Below are 15,849 nucleotides of genomic sequence, written 5' to 3' on the forward strand. Positions count from 1 at the left end.
CAATCACGGCCGGTACAGGGAGGCGGCGCGAAGATCAGCCACCTGATGGTGCTGAGCGACGCGGCACGCGGCATCGCAGCCGCAGTGCGATTGCACCGGGTTTGAACCCTCGGACCAGCCGGTGGCCGAATCCTTCCACATCCGGAGCAATGACCTCGATATGAAGTCGATTTGCCCCGATGTGCGCTGTCTGGTTTCCAGTCTCTGAAAACATCGTCGACTCAATTATTCTTGGCTCCGGGAGCGACGCTTCAAAGGGAAGGGTGCCAATGCAGTTACGCTGCTCCATTGCCGCCGGTTCAGTGCCCTCCACTGATCAATTGTCCGCCTTTGTGGACGCCGTGTTCGTCCATCTGCAGCGTGCCGATCAGCGCCGCCGGGGCCACGCCTACCTCCACGGGCTGCTCACCGTCCCGGGCAAGAAGACGGTCCGGAGCGTGGCGGCCGCCGCCACGGACTCGCCGACCGCCTCGCAATCGCTCCAGCAGTTCGTCAACTCCAGTCCGTGGCACTGGGAAGCCGTCCGCCATGAGCTGGCCTGTTGGGCCGAAACTCGGCTGCGGCCCCAGGCGTGGACGGTCGCCACCACGGTGCTGCCCAAACGCGGAGACCACTCGTGCGGGGTGCACCGGCGCTTCGTCCCCCAGCTGGGTCGGACGGTGAACTGCCAGGTGGGGATCGGGCTGTTCCTGTCCGACCGGGCTTCGGCGGTGCCCGTCGACTGGCGCCTGCACCTGCCGGAGGACTGGTCGCTCCCCTACCTTCGCGGGCAGGCGCGCGTCCCGAGCAACGTGCGGCCCTTGCCCATCTGGGCCGACGCGCTCGACATGGTGGATCGGCTGAAACGCTCCGGTGACCTGGCCCCCGCCCCGCTCGTGGCCGACATCCGCGGCACCAGGAGGACATCGGAGCTGCTGCGCCTCCTGCTGCGCCACGGCCACGACTTCGTACTCGCCGTCCCCGGCGACCTCATGGTCGTACCGGTCTCCGAGGCCGGCCGCGAACTCCAGGCAGCCACGTCCGCGTCCTCGCTGGGCGCCCCGCACGGCCTGGTCCGGCTGCCCTCCACCGCCGGCGGCTGGTCGCGAGAGACGTACCGCCTGGTCACCGAGCGACGGCGCCCCGCCGTCGTCTGGATCACCAACATGGTGCGGCACCGGACGGACGAACTGCTCTCCCTCCTCGAATGCCACGCGGCCACCGGTGAGGCGGCGCGCGAACTGGCGCTGGACTTCGGCCTGCAGGACTTCGAGGGCCGCTCCTACCCGGGCTGGCACCGCTACATGACCCTGATGTCCGCGGCCTACGCCTACCGGAGGCTGGCCGACGTCTCGTAGGAGCGGGCGTGAGCCGGACGCCCGCCACTGCCGACCGGAAGGTCGGCGTCCGGCCTGCCGGGGCGGACGTCGACGGCGAGCGGCGAGCGGCGAGCGGCGGAAAGATTTTTCGGAGCCGTGTCGAGAACCCCGGCACGGCTCCGTCCCCGGGGTGAAGGCGACCACAATGGGTCGCGTCACCACTGAGGAGTGAGAACGATGGCGAAGTACCTGCTGCTGAAGCACTACCGCGGCAACCCGCCGGCGGTGAACTGCGTGCCGATGGACCAGTGGACGCCCGAGGAGGTCACCGCGCACATCGACTACATGAACGCCTTCGCGGACCGGCTGAAGGAGACCGGCGAGTTCGTCGACGCGCAGGCGCTGGCCCCGCAGGGCACCTGGGTGCGGTCCGACGGCGAGGGCCGCCCGCCGGTCACCGACGGTCCGTTCGCCGAGACCAAGGACCTGATCGCCGGCTGGATGGCGATCGACGTCGACTCCTACGAGCGGGCGCTGGAGCTGGCCGCCGAACTCTCCGCGGCACCGGGCGCGAACGGCGAGCCGATCCACGAGTGGCTGGAGCTGCGCCCGTTCCTCACCGAGATGCCGAACACCGTCACCGAGTGAACGACCACCGCCACCGGGCGAACGACCACCCTCACCGGGTGGACGACCACGAGCGGGACGGCCGGGCGGACGCCATGGACGAGACACTGCTGCGCGTCCTGACGCCGGAGGTGCTGGCCGTCCTGGTCCGTCGCGGCGCGGACTTCGCGGCCGCCGAGGACGCCGTCCAGGAGGCGCTGCTGGAAGCGGTGCGGACCTGGCCGGCCGATCCGCCGCGCGACCCGAAGGGCTGGCTGATCACCGTCGGCTGGCGGCGCTTCCTGGACGCGGCCCGCTCGGACGCCTCGCGCCGCCGCCGCGAGGACCTGGTGGACGAGCAGCCGGAGCCCGGGCCGGTGCCGGCCGTCGACGACTCCCTGCGGCTGTACTTCCTGTGCGCGCACCCGTCGTTGACGCCTGCCTCGGCGGTGGCGCTGACGCTGCGCGCCGTCGGCGGGCTGACCACCCGTCAGATCGCGCAGGCGTACCTGGTGCCGGAGGCGACCATGGCCCAGAGGATCAGTCGCGCCAAGCGGACGGTGAGCGGGGCGCGGCTGGACCGGCCGGGCGACCTGGCGACGGTGCTGCGGGTGCTGTACCTGGTGTTCAACGAGGGCTACTCGGGGGACGTCGACCTGGCGGCGGAGGCGATCCGGCTGACCCGGCAGCTGGCCGCCCGGGTCGACCACCCGGAGGTGTCCGGCCTGCTGGCGCTGATGCTGCTGCACCACGCCCGCCGGGCCGGGCGCACCGCGCCGGACGGCCGCCTCGTCCCGCTGGCCGAGCAGGACCGCACCCGGTGGGACACCGCGCTGATCGCCGAGGGGGTGACGGTCCTTCAGGCCGCGCTGGCCCGTGACCGGTTGGGCGAGTTCCAGGCGCAGGCCGCGATCGCCGCGCTGCACGCGGACGCGCCGAGGGCCGAGGAGACGGACTGGGTGCAGATCGTGGAGTGGTACGACGAGTTGGCCGCGCTGACGGACAGTCCGGTGGTGCGGCTCAACCGGGCCGTCGCGGTCGGCGAGGCGGACGGCCCGCGGGCGGGCCTGGCCGCGCTCGCCGCGCTGGACGACGCGCTGCCCCGGCACACCGCCGCGTCCGCGTACCTGCACGAGCGCTCCGGCGACCTGCGGGCGGCGGCCCGGCTGTACGCCGAGGCCGCGGCGAAGGCCGGCGCGGTGGCCGAGCGGGACCATCTGGTGCGGCAGGCCGCGCGGCTCAACACTCTTCTGCGCGAAGAGGGTTGAGCCGCGCGGCGGCCGGCGTTCAGGTGGTGGTGCCGGTGCCCGCCGGGCCGCCCTGGACGGTGGCGATGCCCTTGACGATGGCGTCCATCTGGTCGACGCCCGGGGCCTTGTCGGCGATGTCGAAGCCGAAGCGGACGGCGGTCAGCGCCTTGCCGTCGGCGGTCGGGAAGACCACCGTCTCCACGTACCCGTTGTTGCCCTTGGACACGTTCACCTGCCAGCGCACCAGGTAGCCGGCGCGGCCGAGCACCGTGACCGCCTCGCTCTTCAGCTCCTGGTGGCCGGTGATGTCGCCGTAGGACTCCTTCGCGGCGTCCGCGATGTCCTGCTGCGCGGCCTGCTTGGCGTCGGTGCCGCTGATCCGGCTGGTGGAGACGCCGCCCAGCGAGCAGGTGTCCGAACCGTCGGCGCAGGTGTACTCGCCGACGAACGCGCTGGCGAAGCCCTTCGTGGTGGTGCCGCCCGTCCAGCCGTCCGGGACCGTCAGCGAGATGCCGTTGACCATGTCGACGGCGAGGTTCGTGCTCGCGCCGCCGCCCTTGCCGCTTCCCCCGCCGCCCTGGCCCGGGAAGCTCGGCAGGCCGTTGCCGGGGCCGCCGCCCTGGCCGTTCTGACCGCCCTGGCCGTTCCCGCCGCCGTAGCCGTCGCCGGGGGTGCCGTTGGACCCGTGGCGGCCCTGCGGCGCCTGGTGGGCGGAGGCGGACCTGTCCGAACGCCCGTCCATCGCCAGGTAGGTGGCGCCGGAGCCGACAGCCAGGCCGAGCAGCGCGGCCGCCGAGGCCGCGATCAGCACCGGCTTGGCCGGGCCGCGGCGCCGCTTGACCGGCGGCTGCTCGCCGTACGGGGGCAGCGGCGGATAGTGGACGGCCTGCCCGGAGGCGTCCAGCACGGTGCCCTCCAGCACGCTGGTGTCCTCGGCGCCGGACGCGGGCGGCGGTACGGCGTCGGCCGGCGTGTCGGCGGGCGCGCCGGTGGGCGCGGCCGAGGCCGGGCGGGTGCTGGCGGTCCAGCCCTTGCCGTCCCACCAGCGCTCGGGGCGGGGGTCGCTGTCGGTGTCGACGGGGTCCGGGTACCACCCGGCCGGAATCTGCTGCTCGGTCACACCCAAGACCCTAAGCGGCCCCGGATAAGCGGGAAATCAGCGTGCGGCCACAATCCGGGGTCCCGCGATGAGATTCGGGTGAGAATCGCGCACAACCGCTGTTCGGGTGGTCCGGATACGCCGACCGGGGCGTGTTCTGTGCTCCACGCGCCTGACAGGCGCACGCCGGTGGAGCGTCGCACTACCGGGGGCGCGGCAGCGGGACAGAATGCGCGCCATGACCTCTCGCCCCGTGATCGGCATCAGCACCTTCCTCACCGACGCCGGCTGGGGGCGGTGGGACTCCATGCGGTCGGTCCTGCTCCCCGAGCGCTACCCGGCCCTGTTCCAGCAGGCCGGCGGCATCGCCGTCCTGCTGCCGCCCGACGCCCCCGAGCATGCGGCCACCGCGGTGGCCCACCTCGACGGCCTGGTGCTGGCCGGCGGCGAGGACGTCTCCCCCGCGCTGTACGGCGAACCCGCCCACCCGCGGACGGTGGCCTCCGCCCCCGAGCGCGACCTGTGGGAGGCCGCGCTGATCCGCGCCGCGCTCGCCTCCGGCACCCCGCTGCTGGGCATCTGCCGCGGCATGCAACTGCTCAACGTGGTCTGCGGCGGCTCGCTGATCCAGCACCTCCCGGACGTGGTCGGCGAGGACCACGACCACCTCGGCGCGCCCACCGAGTACGGCCGCCACCCGATCCACCCCGTCGCCGGCACCCTGCTCGCCGACCTGCTCCCCGAACCCTCCGTCGTCGTCCCCACCTACCACCACCAGGCCGTCGCCCGCCTCGGCGAAGGCCTCACCGCCTGCGCCCACGCCACCGACGGCACCGTCGAGGCCATCGAGGGCCCCGGCTTCACCCTCGGCGTCCAATGGCACCCCGAACAGGGCGACGACACCCGCCTCGCCCACGCCCTCCTCCACGCCAGCCGCCGAACCCCGGTCCCGGTCCCGGCCGCCTGACCGGAGGTCGGCATCGGGCCTCCTGGGCGTGAGCCCTGGCGGCACCGTCGCCCTACGGGAGCGTGAGGCCGGAGATCGCCGCGAGGGTGCCGAGGGTGGCGGCGGCCAGCAGGCAGGGGACGACGGTGCGGCGCAGGAGGAGCAGCCAGGCGGCGGCGAGGGCGAGGATCGCGTACTGCCAGGGCTGGTGCAGGGCCAGCGCCAGCGGGATCGCGGAGCCGGCGATGGCGCCGATGACGGCCGGTCCGGCGCCGGTGAGGAAGTCCTGGACGGCGGCGTTGGCGCGCAGGCGGTCGAAGTGGGCGGCGCCCAGCAGGACGAGCAGGAAGGAAGGGCCGAAGGCGACGGCCGCGGCGAACAGTCCGCCGAGGACGCCGGCCGCGGCGTAGCCGACCACGGCGACGGTCTGGACGACCGGGCCGGGGGTGATCTGGCCGAGGGCGACGGCGTTCAGGAACTGACCGTCCGTCATCCAGTGGTAGCGGTGCACCGCGTCCTGCTGCATCAGCGGGATGATCACGAAGCCGCCGCCGTAGGAGAGCGCGCCGACCTTGAAGGCGACCCACGCGAGCGCCCCGAAGCCGCCGGTCGCGGCCAGGCCGGGGACGAGCAGCGGCAGCGCGGCACGCGGGGCGTCACCCTTCGGTCGCGGCGGCGCGGTGTCACCCGTTCGGCTGGTTCGGCGGGCACCGCGCCGGAAGGCGATCTCGGCGGCGCCGGTGGCCAGCAGGACCAGCACCAGCCACGGGCCGGTGAGGATCGCGGCCGCCGCGCCGAGCAGCAGGTAGCAGACCCAGCGGACCCGGGCCGCGCCGGCGCCCGAGCGCTGCAGGCTGGCCGGGACGAGCGCGCTCGCGGCCTGCGCGGCGACGGCGGCGACCGCCGCACCGGCCCCGGCGGCCGCGCCGAGCACCCAGCGCGGCGGGTTGCCGGCCAGGAACAGCGCGGACAGCAGCAGGATCAGCACCAGCCCGGGCAGGATGAACGCCGCCCCGCCGACCAGCGCGCCGGCCGTGCCGCGCACCCGCCAGGCGGTGAAGATCGCCAGCTGGGTGGAGGCGGGTCCGGGCAGCAGATTGGTGGCGGCGATGCCGTCCTCGAACTCGCTCGCGGCGAGCCAGCCGCGCTGCTCCACGCACAGCCGGCGCAGCAGCAGGATGTGCGCGGGCGGCCCGCCGAACCCGAGCACGCCGATCCGACCCCACTCCTTGGCGACCACCGTCAGCGGCACCTGCTCCGTCACCACTCCGCACTCCCGTCGCCGCCTCGAAAACCCGCACGACCTGCGCGGATGCGGGCCGCACCCTACCCGACCCGAATGGCCTACAGGAGAACGACAACGGTCACCAGTGCAGCCTTTGGATCTTCCTCCGAATTGAGGTTCACTTCGGGGTCGGAGACCGCAGCGGAGGAGCCTCGATGGCCGAGCACGAGCACGCGCACGAGCACGCGCACGACGACCACGATCGCGATCACGACCACGACCACGGGCGCGGTGGCCACGCGGGCCACAGCCACGCCGTCGCGGCGGACGCGGACCGCCGTTGGCTGTGGAGCGCGCTGATCCTGCTGGTGGTGTTCATGGCCGGCGAGGTGGTGGTCGGTTTCGCCGCCCAGTCGCTGGCGCTGATCTCGGACGCGGCGCACATGCTGACGGACGCGGCGTCGATCGCGCTGGCGCTGGTGGCGATGCGGCTGGCGGCGCGTCCGGCGCGCGGCGGCTACACGTTCGGGCTGAAGCGGGCGGAGATCCTGTCCGCGCAGGCGAACGGGGTGACGCTGCTGGTGCTGTCGGCGTGGCTGGGCTACGAGGCGGTCGCCCGGCTGATCTCGCCGCCGGCGGTGACGGGTTCGCTGGTGCTGGTGACGGCGCTGGTGGGCGTGGTGGTGAATGTCGCGGCGACCTGGTGCATGTCGAAGGCGAACCGGTCCTCGCTGAACGTGGAAGGCGCCTTCCAGCACGTCCTGACCGACCTGTACGCGTTCATCGCGACGGCGGTGGCCGGTGCGGTGGTGCTGTTCACCGGGTTCGTCCGGGCGGACGCGATCGCCTCGCTGGTGGTGGTGGCGCTGATGCTGCGGGCCGGGATCGGGCTGGTCCGGGACTCGGCGCGGATCTTCCTGGAGGCGGCGCCCGCCGGCATCGACCCGGACCAGGTCGCGGACCGGCTGGTGGCCACCGACCAGGTGGAGGAGATCCACGACCTGCACATCTGGGAGATCACCTCCAACCAGCCGGCGCTGTCGGCGCACATCCTGGTCGCCCCGGGCGGCGACTGCCACGCGGTGCAGCGCGAGCTCCAGCGGCGGCTGCGCGAGGAGTACCGGATCACCCACGCCACCCTCCAGGTCGACCACGTCGGCGAGAGCGGCGCGGACGGGCTGCTGCAGATCTCCTCCAGCAGCGCGGCGGCCGCCGCCGAGCAGGAGGCCCGCGAGCACTGCGAGGACGCCCACGGCCCGGTGCACCGCTCGGGCCCGCACCCGCACTGACCCGGCGTCGGCCGCGCTCACCCGGCGTCGGCCGCACCGGCCCGACGTCGGCCGCGCTGACCCCGGCGTCGGCCGCACCGGCCCGACGTCGGCCGCGCTGACCCGGCGTCAGCGGCGCTGTCGGTGGCATGCGGCATTATCGGAGGGTGACCGCACCGAACGCACCGCGCCTGATGCTGCTCGACACCGCCAGCCTCTACTTCCGCGCCTATTTCGGCGTACCGGATTCACTGCGCTCGCCGCACGGCGAGCCGGTGAACGCGGTGCGCGGGCTGCTGGACTTCATCACCCGCCTGGTCCAGGATCACGACCCGGACCACCTGGTGGCCTGCATGGACGCCGACTGGCGGCCGCAGTGGCGGGTCGACCTGATCCCGACCTACAAGACGCACCGCGTCGCGGAGGCCGCGACCGACGGCGAGGAGGAGGTGCCGGACACCCTCGCCCCGCAGGTCCCGGTGATCGAGCAGGTGCTGGACGCCATCGGCCTGGCCCGGGTCGGCGTGCCCGACTACGAGGCGGACGACGTGATCGGCACCCTGGCCACCCGCGCCACCGGCCCGGTCGAGATCGTCACCGGCGACCGGGACCTGTTCCAACTGGTCGACGACGCCCGCGCCGTGACGGTGCTGTACCCGGCGAAGGGCATCGGCGCGGCCCAGCGCATGGACGACGCGGCCCTGCTGGAGAAGTACGGCGTCCCCGGCTCCTCCTACGCCGACCTCGCCGCCCTGCGCGGCGACGCCAGCGACGGCCTGCCGGGCGTGAAGGGCATCGGCGAGAAGACCGCCACCCAACTGATCCAGACCTACGGCGACTTGGCGGCCGTCCGCGCCGCCGCCGCCGACCCCGCCTCCAAGCTCACCCCGGCCCGCCGCAAGAACCTCCTCGAAGCGGCCCCCTACCTGGACGTCGCCCCCACCGTCGTCCGCGTCGCCACCGACATCCAACTCCCCGTCTTCGACCCGCAGTTGCCCCACGAACCGCGCGACCCGATGGCTCTCGACCAGCTCGCCGACCGCTGGGGCCTCGGCACCTCCCTGACCCGCCTCCTCGACACGCTCGCCGACACCCGCCGAGAACGGAGCCGGACGGCTGCACCGAACGGACGCTGACCCGCTGGTCCCCGGCGATCACCGAGCTCGCCTCGCCCTGGGCGAACCTCTCGGCCGCCTTCAGCCGTAACTCCTCGCGGAACCGCTGCCGTTCGGCGGTTCGCCCCCTTGTGGATACCGCATGCCCCGGTGTTACCGCAGGGGCGACGAGCCGTCAGCCGCTACGACTCCACGAATTCCACCCCAGTAACCGCCGACCGCTCGTGAGCCGTACCCGGCGGCATGCGATCCGCACAATTCCAGCACATTCCGGGTTCCGAGCCGCAGTCCGGGCGACCAGGGCGGTGAGCCTATTGTTCGCTGGGCCCGCTGACGTGTTTTCCAGCCATCGCAAATAACACCGGCGAAGTCGGCGAGGATCCCGAGGAGGGAGCGAGCGTGCAGGTGCGCAGAGTACGAGCACATGCCTGAAGGCAGGTCGTACCGGGCCGGGGCGCTCACCTCGACGGGCGCTCGCTGCGGTGATCCGCCCACCGCACACCACAACGACGGGAATCCGCCAGACGTTCGACCACCTGCGGAGTGATCGGCAAAGATGTCGAAAACTCGTTGCTTGCTTTGAAAGCGCAAAGACCGGTCCGTATGCTCGGCCCACTCAAGAGCTCGGCATGAAGCCGGCTCAAGGAGATTCCCCCAGTCCTCGTGACAACCCTGGAGGTACCCCATGACAGATCAGCTCTCTGCTGCTGACTTGCCACGCACGTCGGAACCGACTTTCCGGCGGATCCCGGTGCTGCTGATGCTGGTTACGTGCCAGCTGATGCTGGTCATCGACGCCACCGTGCTGAATGTGGCGTTACCCCATATTCAAAACGATCTCGGCTTCACCTCCACCGGTCTCTCCTGGGTCGTGAACGCCTACATTCTGGTTTTCGGGTGCCTGCTGCTGCTGGGCGGGCGGGCCGGTGACCTGTTCGGTCGACGCCGGGTGTTCGTGGCGGGAGTCGCCGTGTTCACGAGCGCCTCGCTGGCCGCCGGCCTCGTCGACTCGGCCTCTGCGCTGGTGATCGCCAGGGTTGTTCAGGCGATCGGCGCCGCCGCCGCCGGACCGAACGCGCTTGCGCTCATCACCACTACCTTCACCAAGGAAGAGGATCGGCACTGGTCCCTCGCCTGGTTCTCCGCGATCGCCAGCGGGGGTTTTCCGATCGGGTTGATCGTCGGCGGCCTGTTTACCGACTGGCTGTCCTGGCGGGCGGCCATGTTCATCAATGTGCCGATCGGGCTCGCGATCGCCCTGTTGACCCCGCGATTGGTGCCCGCCCCGACCCGTCACGCGGCCCGGCTCGACCTGCCGGGCGCGATCACCGCGACCGGTGGTGTCGCGGCACTGATCTTCGGGCTTCTACGGGCCGCCGAGCGGGGTTGGAGCGATGGGCTGACCATCGCCGCGCTGGGCATCGGGCTGGTTCTCGTCGCAGCGTTCCTGGTCATCGAGTCACGCACCGGGCAACCCCTGATGCCGCTTCGAGTGTTCGCCGACCGTGACCGTGCCGCCGCCTATGTGATCACGTTCCTGATGGCGATGGCGATGATCTCGACCTTCTTCTTCCTCACTCAGTTCCTGCAGAACGTGCTCGGCTGGAATCCGCTCGTCACCGGATTCGCGTTCCTGCCCATGGCGCTCGGCCTGGTCGTCACCAGTCGCCTGACCGCCCGGCTGCTGCCCCGGTTCGGAACGAAATGGCTCATGATCACCGGCACCTCGCTGATCGCCATCGGCATGGTCACCCTTACCCAGCTGTCCACCGACAGTGGGTACCTGTCCGGTCTGCTCGTACCGATGCTGCTGCTGGGCATGGGCATCGGGTTCACGTTCTCCACGGCCAACGTGGCGATCATGTCGACCGTGGAGGCGCAGGACGCCGGCGCGGCAGGCGGTGTCCTGCAGACCATGCAGGAGGTGGGCTCGTCGGTCGGGCTCGCCGTGCTGATCACCGTCTTCGGTTTCGCGACCGGCCACGCACGTGTCCTCCCGCACGGACTCCTGGTCGACGGAATGGCCACGGCATTCGTCGGCGCAGCCGTCTTCGCCGCCTGCGGCATCGCGGTGGCGTTCGGTTTCCGGCACCGGCAGTCGGCGGACACCTGACCGGTCGGGCGATACGCAGAGGGCCGGCGGGGCGAGCACCGTCCGACCGGCTCTACACGCCCGTGGCGCCGTCGATGCGTTCCCGGACCAGGTCAGCGTGCCCGTTGTGGCGGGCGTACTCCTCGATCATGTGGACGTAGATCCAGCGGAGGCTGACGTCCTGGTCCATGAATCGGCCGGTGTTGGACAGAGCACGGCCGACGGAGTGCTCGCGGGCGCGGACGACTTCCGCGTGCCACGTGGCGAGACTGTCGCGCAGAGTGACGCCCTCGGCCAGTTCGAAACCGCCGTCCGGGCCGTCCGGGTCGGCCTGCGGGTCGTAGATGGGCGGGACTTGTTCTCCGGTGAGCACCCGGCGGAACCAGTTCCGCTCCACCTCCGCCATGTGCTGGACCAGGCCGATCAGTGTGAAGCCGGACGGTGGCACCGATGCGACGGCGGCCTGCTCGTCGTTCAGGCCTTCGCACTTTATGGCGAGCGTGGCGCGGTGGAAGTCGAGCCAGCTCTCGAGCGTGGTGCGCTCGTCGGCGTTCAAGGGCGGTACAGGGCGGCCGGTGGTGCTCACCCGACCAAGTATCGCTGACCGTCGGCCGAATCCGTCGGCCGACAGGGCCTGTCAGCAGGGCGAACAGTTGTCCAGTGCAGACGGGTGGCGATCCGCCACGACAGCAGCCGAGCACGGCCCCGACAGCTACCCGGCCGCTACGCAAACATCGGTCAACTCCCTTGCGCGACCCGCGAGAACGCCAACCACCCGGCCTTGCGGGTTCGCCCCGCTCCTGGACACCGTCGACGACGCGGAGCTGCCCGAGGCCGTGATCACGGTGGACGCGGTGCACGCGCAGAAGGAGCACGCCCGTCACCTCGGCGAGGACCGTCACGCGTCGGCGCGAAGAAGTGGCAGACCGAGACGGTCCACGCAGCCCTCAACCTGCACGGCATACCGTGATCAAAACGGGCGAACGGGATTCCCCCCCGGGGCCCCGAGGTCGACTCGTCCCTCTCTGAGCGATGCACCGGCAAGGCCCTTGCCGGAACGTCCAGTTGAACTTGACTGTGACACGTCATCAAGTCTAGAGTGCTGAGCATCAGTATCACCGGTCTGTCGTTCGTGAAGGTTGCACTATTAGCGACTGGAGAGATGCACCAGATGGCTGGCTTAGAGACTAGGTTTCCCAAGTACGAACTGATCTCGTCCGGCAAGAACGTGGACCGAATTCCAGAGCTCCATGAATTGCGCGAGAAAACCCCCATTGCCTGGGTTCCGGTTATGGACGCAGCTTTTCTCACTCGACACGCCGATATCGTCCGAGTGCTGAAAGATCACCGCATGGCTCCGGCCAACTTGACACAGGGCATACGACTGCTCAGCCCCGAACAGCAAGAGGAATTGGAGCCGCTGAGCAGCGCCGTCAAGAAGTGGATGGGGCACACCGTTCCCGCGGATCATCAGCGGTTCATCGGGTTGCTGAAGCGCTACTTCACCCCGGCCATGATCGACCGGATGCGGCCGCGCGTGCGGCAGCTGTCGCATGAACTGCTTGATGCGGTGGAGCCGGCCGGACGCATGGACATCGTTTCCGACATCGCGTACCCGCTGCCCGCGTGCGTCATCGCCGAGATGCTCGGCGTGCCCATGGACAACAGGGCGCAACTGCTCGCCTGGTCGGCCGACATCGGCGCGATCGCCGAAATCGTCAGCTACGACCGGCTCATGGAGTGCCAGCGGAGCCTGCTGGCGATGCAGGACTTCGTCCTGGAGGTGGTCAAGGAGCGCCGGGCGGAGCCCAAGGACGATCTGATCAGCATGTTCGTCGCCGCCGAACGCGAGGGCCTCGTGAGCGAGGCGGAGATCCTCTCCAACTGCGTGATGCTGCTCTTCTCCGGGCACGAGACCACCGGCGGACTGATCACCAGCGGCCTGGTCCAGCTCTTCGATCACCCTGATCAGCTGGAGCTGCTGAAGTCCGATCCCGACCTGATGCCGGGTGCGGTCGAGGAGATGCTCCGGCTCGCCGGACCGGCTTCGGTGATCTCACGGGTCAGCACCGAGCCGGTCGAGGTGGCCGGTCATCAATTCGAAGCGGGGCAGCAGTTCCTCCTGGCGCTGATGGCGGGAAACCGCGACCCGCGGGTATTCGAGGACCCGGACCGCTTGGACGCCACCCGGCGTCCGAACGACCATCTCGCTTTCGCCACCGGCATGTTCTACTGCCTCGGTGCGGCGCTCGCCCGGATGGAGGCGGATGAATTCTTCAGGATTCTGTTGGACCGCTTCCCTGACGTCAGCCCCGGATATGAAACTCCTGACTGGCAGCCGGTGCTGCTCATCAGCCGACGATTGAAGACGCTCCCCGTCAATCTGCGGGGTGTCGGCGGAAGCGGTGCCGGCGATGAGTGACGCCGATCGGATAGCGGCCCTGCTGAAGGACCGCGCTGCCGACCCGGTAACGAAGTTCAGCCCTTCGCCGTACGAGACCGGACAGTTCCTGCGGATATCCGAGCGTGCGGACGTGGGCACACCGCAGATCGACTACCTGCTCGCGACGCAGCGGCCGGACGGCCTGTGGGGGTCGGTCGGGTTCGAGCTCGTACCGACGCTGGGCGCGGTGGCGGGTCTGTCCTCGCGGCCGGAATACGCCGACCGGGCCGGAGTGACGGACGCCGTGGCGCGGGCCTGTGAAAAGCTCTGGGAGCTGGCGCTCGGTGAGGGCGGGCTGCCGAGGCTGCCCGACACCGTGGCATCCGAGATCATCGTGCCCAGCCTGATCGATCTGCTGGGCGAGGTGCTGCAGCGCCACCGCCCGGCTGCAGGCGGCAAGGCCGGGCACGAGCAGGAGTTTCCCAGTCCGCCGGGCGCGAAGCCCGAGCTGTGGCGCCGACTGAGCGACCGGATCGCCCGGGGGCAGGCCATCCCGGAGACGGCATGGCACACACTCGAGGCGTTCCATCCGCTGCCGGAACAGTTCGCGGCGACGGTGACGCCCGCCGCGGACGGTGCGGTGACGTGTTCTCCGTCGTCCACAGCGGCCTGGGTGTCGGCGGTGGGGACGGACGCCGGGGCATCGACTCGCGCCTATCTCGATGAAGCGCAGAGCCGGTACGGCGGAGCGATCCCGATGGGAAGTTCCATGCCGTACTTCGAGGTGCTCTGGGTGCTCAACCTGGTGCTCAAGTACTTCCCGGACGTGCCGATCCCCAGGGAGATCATCGAAGAGATTGCCGCCGGCTTCAGCGAGTCGGGCATCGGCGGCGGGCCGGGTCTGCCGCCCGACGGGGACGACACGGCCTACGCCAATCTCGCCGGCGATAAACTCGGCGCCCCCACTCACCCGGAAATCCTGATGAAGTTCTGGGCCGAGGACCACTTCGTTTCGTATCCGGGGGAGCAGACACCCTCGGAGACCGTGAACGCGCACGCCCTCGAGTACCTGAATCATCTCAGGCTGCGCCGTGGCATCGCGGAATACGGTGCCGTCGAGGACGCGTGTGCCGAGTGGGTGATCTCCCAGCAGACCGAGGACGGCTGCTGGTACGACAAATGGAATGTCTCGCCGTACTACTCCACGGCGGCATGTGTCGAAGCCCTGCTCGACGCCCGGAAGCAGGATGAACCGCAGCTGGATTCGCTGCGTCGCGCCAGGGAATGGCTGCTCCGGCACCAGACGGATTCGGGCGGCTGGGGAATGGCGGAGCCGTCACCCGAGGAAACGGCCTACGCGGTGATGGCGCTCGACCTGTTCGCGAGCCGTGGCGGCAAGGGCGCCGAGGAGTGTGCGGCAGCGATATCCAGGGCCAAGGAATTCTTCAAGGACGAGTCCCGGGAGAATCCCCCGCTGTGGATGGGCAAGGACCTGTACACGCCTTTCCGGATCGTCGAAGTGACGGTGATGTGCGGCCGCGCCGTCGTGAGCAGGTACTGATGCCCGACGCGATCGAGTTCGAGCACGAAGGCCGGCGGAACCCGAATTCGGCGGAGGCCGAATCGGCCTACAGCTCCATCATTGCTGCGCTCGAACTCCAGGAATCCGACTACGCCGTGATTTCCGGGCACTCGAGGATCGTGGGGGCCGCGGCGCTGGTCTATCCCGATGCGGATGCCGAGACCTTGCTGGCGGCTTCGCTGTGGACGGCCTGCCTCATCGTCAACGACGACCGGTGGGACTACGTCCAGGAGGACGGCGGGCGGCTGACTCCGGGCGAGTGGTTCGACGGGGTCACCGAGGTGGTGGACACCTGGCGAACTGGCGGGCCCCGCCTGTCGGACCCCTTCTTCGAGTTGGTACGGACAACGATGTCCCGGCTCGACGCAGCGCTCGGCGCGGAAGCGGCAGACGAGATCGGCCACGAAATCAAGCGCGCCGTCACGGCGATGAAGTGGGAAGGGGTATGGAACGAATACACCAAGAAGACGTCCTTGGCGACGTACCTGAGCTTCCGCCGCGGCTACTGCACGATGGACGTCCAGGTCGTCCTGGACAAGTGGATCAACGGCGGCCGCAGTTTCGCAGCGCTGCGTGACGACCCCATCCGGCGAGCGATCGACGATGTGGTGGTGCGGTTCGGCTGCATGTCGAACGACTACTACTCGTGGGGCCGGGAGAAGAAGGCGGTCGACAAGTCGAATGCGGTGCGGATCCTGATGGACCACGCCGGCTACGACGAGAGCACCGCGCTGGCCCACGTTCGCGACGACTGCGTACAGGCGATCACCGACCTGGACTGCATCGAGGAATCCATCAAGCGCAGCGGCCATCTCGGCAGCCATGCACAGGAGTTGCTCGACTACCTCGCCTGCCATCGACCGCTGGTCTACGCAGCGGCGACCTGGCCGACGGAGACAGACCGCTACCGCTGAGCAGCAAATTGCGCCATCGACCCCCCACAAAGAGGGCCGTCTCTCCGCGCCCTCGGTGTACGGATGAAGGG

13 protein-coding genes are annotated in these 15,849 nt (G+C 70.3%); 10 read left to right on the forward strand and 3 right to left on the reverse strand.

Translation table 11 applies throughout. The annotated features are described in order from the left end of the window. Nucleotides 1-320 precede the first annotated feature (320 nt). From CG736_RS03365 to CG736_RS03375, 3 genes are all read left to right on the forward strand, one after another. Nucleotides 321-1,337, forward strand: a complete 1,017-nt coding sequence (locus tag CG736_RS03365; protein ID WP_232733757.1) for a transposase — start codon at nt 321-323, stop codon at nt 1,335-1,337. A gap of 198 nt (nt 1,338-1,535) precedes the next feature. Continuing rightward, nucleotides 1,536-1,946 carry a YciI family protein gene (locus CG736_RS03370; RefSeq protein WP_100584604.1) on the forward strand — a complete coding sequence of 137 codons (411 nt, stop codon included), beginning with the start codon at nt 1,536-1,538 and terminating at the stop codon, nt 1,944-1,946. A gap of 74 nt (nt 1,947-2,020) precedes the next feature. Then, nucleotides 2,021-3,172, forward strand: a complete 1,152-nt coding sequence (locus CG736_RS03375; RefSeq protein ID WP_100585027.1) for an RNA polymerase sigma factor — start codon at nt 2,021-2,023, stop codon at nt 3,170-3,172. Nucleotides 3,173-3,191: 19 nt separating this feature from the next. On the opposite strand, the gene CG736_RS03380 is transcribed toward CG736_RS03375, so the two are convergent. Continuing rightward, nucleotides 3,192-4,274 (reverse strand): DUF2510 domain-containing protein, encoded by a 1,083-nt coding sequence (locus CG736_RS03380; RefSeq protein ID WP_198520337.1) that lies wholly within the window; start codon nt 4,272-4,274, stop codon nt 3,192-3,194. Nucleotides 4,275-4,491: 217 nt separating this feature from the next. On the opposite strand from CG736_RS03380, the gene CG736_RS03385 reads away from it, so the two are divergent. Further along, a complete protein-coding gene (locus CG736_RS03385; protein ID WP_100585028.1) occupies nt 4,492-5,220 on the forward strand; it encodes a gamma-glutamyl-gamma-aminobutyrate hydrolase family protein in 729 nt (242 codons plus the stop codon). A 52-nt stretch (nt 5,221-5,272) separates the two neighbouring features. Here CG736_RS03385 and chrA read toward each other — a convergent pair whose 3' ends face one another. Then, nucleotides 5,273-6,463: a chromate efflux transporter gene (gene chrA, locus CG736_RS03390; RefSeq protein WP_232733758.1), complete on the reverse strand. Its 1,191-nt coding sequence runs from the start codon at nt 6,461-6,463 to the stop codon at nt 5,273-5,275. A gap of 176 nt (nt 6,464-6,639) precedes the next feature. Between chrA and CG736_RS03395 the strand changes: the two genes are divergently transcribed. The 3 genes from CG736_RS03395 to CG736_RS03410 all read left to right on the forward strand — a co-directional run bounded on the left by CG736_RS03395 (nt 6,640) and on the right by CG736_RS03410 (nt 10,920). Continuing rightward, complete coding sequence (locus CG736_RS03395) at nt 6,640-7,713, forward strand: cation diffusion facilitator family transporter (protein WP_100584606.1); 1,074 nt, start codon at nt 6,640-6,642, stop codon at nt 7,711-7,713. A 173-nt stretch (nt 7,714-7,886) separates the two neighbouring features. Continuing rightward, a complete protein-coding gene (locus CG736_RS03400) occupies nt 7,887-8,828 on the forward strand; it encodes a 5'-3' exonuclease (RefSeq protein WP_100584607.1) in 942 nt (313 codons plus the stop codon). Nucleotides 8,829-9,492: 664 nt separating this feature from the next. Then, entirely contained in the window at nt 9,493-10,920 is a 1,428-nt protein-coding gene (locus CG736_RS03410; RefSeq protein WP_198520339.1) for an MFS transporter, read from the forward strand. 52 nt (nt 10,921-10,972) lie between these two features. Here the strand turns inward: CG736_RS03410 and CG736_RS03415 are convergent, their stop codons facing one another. Continuing rightward, on the reverse strand, nt 10,973-11,485 hold the full coding sequence (locus CG736_RS03415) for a DinB family protein (protein ID WP_100584608.1): 513 nt from the start codon (nt 11,483-11,485) through the stop codon (nt 10,973-10,975). A gap of 513 nt (nt 11,486-11,998) precedes the next feature. Between CG736_RS03415 and CG736_RS03420 the strand changes: the two genes are divergently transcribed. Genes CG736_RS03420 through CG736_RS03430 form a run of 3 tightly spaced genes read left to right on the forward strand, consistent with a single transcriptional unit; the run spans nt 11,999 to nt 15,778 of the window. Then, nucleotides 11,999-13,321 carry a cytochrome P450 gene (locus CG736_RS03420; protein ID WP_157815385.1) on the forward strand — a complete coding sequence of 441 codons (1,323 nt, stop codon included), beginning with the start codon at nt 11,999-12,001 and terminating at the stop codon, nt 13,319-13,321. Next, the gene (locus CG736_RS03425; RefSeq protein ID WP_157815386.1) at nt 13,314-14,843 is read left to right on the forward strand and encodes a prenyltransferase/squalene oxidase repeat-containing protein; all 1,530 of its coding nucleotides are present in this window, start codon (nt 13,314-13,316) and stop codon (nt 14,841-14,843) included. Before CG736_RS03420 ends, CG736_RS03425 begins: the two co-directional genes overlap by 8 nt. Then, nucleotides 14,843-15,778, forward strand: a complete 936-nt coding sequence (locus CG736_RS03430) for a hypothetical protein (protein ID WP_100584611.1) — start codon at nt 14,843-14,845, stop codon at nt 15,776-15,778. The genes CG736_RS03425 and CG736_RS03430 overlap by 1 nt, the downstream gene beginning before the upstream one ends. Nucleotides 15,779-15,849 lie beyond the last annotated feature (71 nt).

This window comes from Kitasatospora sp. CB02891, from assembly GCF_002803145.1.
Classification (GTDB): domain Bacteria; phylum Actinomycetota; class Actinomycetes; order Streptomycetales; family Streptomycetaceae; genus Kitasatospora; species Kitasatospora griseola.